The 1,887-nt window shown below is 72.1% G+C and carries 2 protein-coding genes; both read left to right on the forward strand.

What is annotated here, in order from left to right; all coding sequences use genetic code 11:
* Positions 1–65: 65 nt before the first annotated feature.
* The gene (locus MXD58_RS26710; RefSeq protein ID WP_248840787.1) at positions 66–935 is read left to right on the forward strand and encodes a rhomboid family intramembrane serine protease; all 870 of its coding nucleotides are present in this window, start codon (positions 66–68) and stop codon (positions 933–935) included.
* A gap of 86 nt (positions 936–1,021) precedes the next feature.
* Positions 1,022–1,887: MFS transporter (locus MXD58_RS26715; RefSeq protein ID WP_374616689.1), on the forward strand; the 866-nt coding region annotated here is incomplete at its 3' end.

The raw sequence follows: 1,887 nt of genomic DNA on the forward strand, positions 1-1,887 counted from the left end.
GCCCGGCCCGGCCCTGCGCCCGCCCGGCCGCGCTGTCCGCAGGCCGGCCGGGCAGGATGGTGACCGTGGTCATCCCGATTCACGACATCAACCCGCTGAGCCGCCGGCCGCTCATGACCTGGCTGCTGATCGCGGTCAACGTCGTGATCTTCGTGTTCTTCGAGCCCGTGGTGAGCTCGGTCGCCGGCATCGGGACGTCGCCGGCGAAGAACGTGTGCCAACAGCAGCGCTTTTTCCAGGAATGGGGTGCGATTCCCCGCGAGCTGGTCAACAACGCGCCGCTGGCGACGGTGAACTCCGGGCACATCGGGGTGGACCAGGCCGGCAACCCGGGCTGCATCACGCAGTCCCCGGCCGGCTTCAGCAAGATTCCGGTGCTGTCCGTGTTGACGGCGATGTTCCTGCACGGAAGCTGGCTGCACCTGATCGGCAACATGCTGTTCCTCGGCGTCTTCGGCAACAATATCGAGGACCGGATGGGCAGGCTGCTCTACCTGGTGTTCTACCTGGTCTGCGGATACGCGGCGACCTACGGGTTCTCCTATTTCGAGAGCGGGTCGTCCACCACGCTTATCGGCGCCTCGGGCGCCGTCGCCGGGGTGCTCGGTGCTTACCTCATGCTGTTCCCGAAAGCCCGGGTCATCGGCCTGGTCAGTATTCTCTTCTTCCTGCCGTTCTGGTTGCCGGCCTGGATAGTCCTCGGCTTCTGGTTCGCCCTCCAGTACGTCTATTTCACCGGCGTCGGAGTGGCCGACGGCGGGGCTGTTGCCTACGGCGCCCACGTCGTCGGATTCGTCGTCGGTGCGCTGCTGGTCGCGCCGTTCATCCGCCAGCTGCGGGCCGCCGGTCCGGCCGCGGGCAGTCGGGTGCCGCAGCACCGGTGGATCCGCGGCACCGGCGCCTCGTCGAACGCACGGCACCGACGCGGCTACTGACCGCCGCCGCGCATCGCCAACGTCACTGCTGAGCTGGGCCTATTCCCTTGGCATCCGGCGGCCCGGCGGGGCACGCTTGGCCGGCCATGTCCGACCTGTCCTCGCCGCCGCCCCTCGCCGCGCCCGCCACCGACCCGGCCGGGGTCACGAGCGGCAGCCTCTACCGGCGGACACTGGCGACCCCCGGCGCCGTCCGTTTCCTGCCCGCGGCCTTCGTCGGTCGGCTGCCCATCGCGATGCACGCGCTGGGAACGGTTCTGTTCGTCCAGGACCGCACCGGCTCGTACGCGGTCGGCGGCGCCGTGGCCGCCGTGGGGGCGCTCAGTGAGGCGGCGTGTGCGCCACGGATCGGTCGCGCCCTGGACCGCTACGGTCAGGCCCGGGTGCTGCTCGCCGCCCTAGGCGCTCACCTGGTGGGGGTGGCGGCGCTGCTGGGGGCCGTGTGGTCGGGTGCCCCGCGTCCGCTGTGGTTCGGTGCGGCGGTGATCGCCGGCGGGACGCTGCCGCCGGTGGGCAGCTGCGCGCGGGCCCGCTGGAGCGTGCTGCTGACCGGCTCTCCCCTGCTGGCCACGGCGTTCGCCCTGGAGGCGGCCATCGACGAGCTGGTCTTCATCCTGGGCCCGACCCTGGTGACGGCTCTGGTCACCCTCGTCGCCCCCGCCGGCGGCCTGCTGGCCTCGGCGGCGTTGCTCACCGTCGGTGTGCTGGGCCTCGTCGCGCAGCGCCGCACCGACCCGGGCCCTCGCCCCGCGAGCACCGCCGCGCAGGAACGGATCATGCGCCGCGCCGACACCCGTACCCTGGTCGCGATCGTCTTCGCGATCGGCATCGCCTTCGGCGGCCTGGACGTGTCCATGGTCGCCTTCGCCCGGGAGCAGGGCCTGGCCGCCCTGGGCGGGCTGCTGCTCGGCCTGTTCGCCGCCGGCTCCGGGGTGGCCGGCCTCGTCGGCGG

Source organism: Frankia sp. AgKG'84/4, assembly GCF_023242965.2.
In the GTDB taxonomy this organism is placed as follows: domain Bacteria; phylum Actinomycetota; class Actinomycetes; order Frankiales; family Frankiaceae; genus Frankia.